Below are 2,093 nucleotides of genomic sequence, written 5' to 3'. Positions count from 1 at the left end.
GCTCGGACCGATGTCCCCGCCGTCGTCCGCTCGTCCGAGACCTGCTGGGCGGCACCCTGGCCGCAGGCCGACAATCCCAGTCCGACGACCAGCGCAAGCATCACGCGTTTTTTCCCCACGATTTCCCCCGACGCCATGATGTGTCCCGGCTCCCCTAATCGGGGTACCGGCCGCCTCACATGTTATGGCCAGGTGGGGCCGTTCTATCCGAATGTGTCCGATCTGCAACATAGCGTCATCGGAAGCGGCTTCGCTCCGGCATGTCGCATCGGCCGGGCAGCCGCTCTCAAAGGTCCGGCAGCTGCTTCGCGAGATAGGTCAGCGCTTCGGACACACCGGCGTCGATCAGCAGCGACGCGAACTCGTCGCCCCGCGTCTTTCCCCGGTTGATGATGACCACGGGCTTCTGTGCCTTGAAGGCATGCCGGACAAAACGGAGGCCGCTCATCACTGTCAGTGACGAACCGGCCACAAGGAGGGATCCGGCGTCGTCGACCATCCGGTAGGCATCGGCCACCCGGTCCCTCGGCACGTTCTCCCCGAAATACACGAAGTCCGGTTTGAGCATTCCTCCGCAGGCGGGACACGGTGCCGTCACGAAACCGGCGGTGTCGTCGACGTCGGCGTCGGCGTCGGGGGCCACGTCGCCGGCATCGGACTCGCGCTCGAGATAGCCCGGGTTCAGGGCCTCGAGAAGAACCGCGATGGCCTGGCGCGGGAAGGCGCTGGCGCACTGGAGACAAATGACGCGGTCGAAGGTGCCATGAAGGTCGATGACCTGTCGGCTTCCAGCGGACGAGTGGAGCCGGTCCACGTTCTGGGTGATCACTCCGGTGAGCAGGCCGCGGTGCTCCATGCGCGCGACGGCGGTGTGTCCGGCATTCGGGTCGGCGTGGCGCAGATGGCGCCACCCGACGTGGTTGCGCGCCCAGTACCGGCGCCGAAGGGTCTCGTCGCCCACGAACTGCTGATACGTCATCGGGTTGCGGGGCACCGAGGTGGGCCCGCGATAGTCGGGGATGCCGGAGTCGGTGCTCAGTCCTGCGCCGGTGAGTACGGCAATCCTCGAACCACCAAGAAGTTCCGCCGCAGCGTCCAGCTGCGCCAGCTCGGAGGCACGGAGGGCAGCGGGCTCCCCGGCCGGCTTGCTACTGACGAATCCGGTAAGGCCGAGGCGCGGATTATCCTGCGGGTGCAGCGCCTCGGCGTCACCGGTCACGCCGGCGCCAGGGCTTGAAGTGAGCGTGCGTAGTCCGCCATGCTTCTGCCTTCCCCCGGCGCGGACCGGACTACCGATGCGAGGGTGCCGTCGGAAGAAACGAAGAAGGTGAAGCGCCCCGCATGCCCGGTGTTCTCGTCGAAGGCCCCGAATCGGCGGGCTGCAGCGCCATGGGGCCAGAAGTCGGACAGCAGGTCGAATTCGAGTTCCAGGGAATCCGCCCAGGCACGCAATGCGTAGCGATGATCGGTCGAGACGGCAATCACGCGGACGCCGCTCGAGGAAAACAGCGAGGAGTCGGCTTGCAACGCGGCCATCTCGTCGGTGCAGACACGGGAGAAGGCGAAAGGGAAGAAAACCAGGGCATGGGACTGCCCTGTCAGGGCCTCGGAACTGACAATTTCGCCGTACTGGTTCGTCAGGGTGAAGCGAGGCGCCGGCTCACCTGGAAGAGGGAGCCCCGCCACGCTACTGCTTCCGGCGGCTGACGAGTCGCGTGGCCAACCATTCACGGGACACACCCGCGGTCGACGTCGAGTGGAGGCCGGCCGTCGGAGCTGCCTCCTGGACATCGGCCGGTGGTACATAACCGTCCCGTCCATGCTTGGGCGTCAGGAGCCACACCACGCCGCCCGGCCCGAGCGAGATCAAGGAGTCGACAAGGGCGTCGACGAGGTCGCCGTCGCCACTCCGCCACCACATGATGACGCCGTCAACAACTTCCTGGTCGTCCTCAGTCAGGAGGTCCGATTCAAGGTCTGCCTCGAGGTGGTCGCGGAAGTCGAAGTCGACGTCCTCGTCATAGCCGAGTTCCTGGACAAGATCCCCTGCCTTGAATCCCAACTTGCCCGCCACATTCACTGCAGTGGCGGCT

The 2,093-nt window shown here is 66.0% G+C and carries 3 protein-coding genes; all 3 read right to left on the bottom strand.

What is annotated here, in order from left to right; all coding sequences use genetic code 11:
* Window positions 1-286: 286 nt before the first annotated feature.
* A complete protein-coding gene (locus tag Y705_RS0102880; RefSeq protein ID WP_081737733.1) occupies window positions 287-1,219 on the bottom strand; it encodes an NAD-dependent protein deacetylase in 933 nt (310 codons plus the stop codon).
* Window positions 1,216-1,686, bottom strand: coding sequence for a redoxin domain-containing protein (locus Y705_RS0102875; protein WP_026531765.1), 471 nt, complete (start codon window positions 1,684-1,686; stop codon window positions 1,216-1,218). The genes Y705_RS0102880 and Y705_RS0102875 overlap by 4 nt, the downstream gene beginning before the upstream one ends.
* Before the next feature lies 1 nt (window position 1,687).
* A partial coding sequence (locus Y705_RS0102870) for a DUF3052 domain-containing protein (RefSeq protein WP_026531764.1) occupies window positions 1,688-2,093 on the bottom strand: 406 nt, incomplete at its 5' end.

The sequence above is a fragment of the Arthrobacter sp. H41 genome (assembly GCF_000520535.1).
Taxonomy (GTDB): Bacteria; Actinomycetota; Actinomycetes; order Actinomycetales; family Micrococcaceae; genus Arthrobacter_D.
Note: the sequence above shows the minus strand (reverse complement) of the source record. Positions and strands in the feature narration are given on the sequence as shown.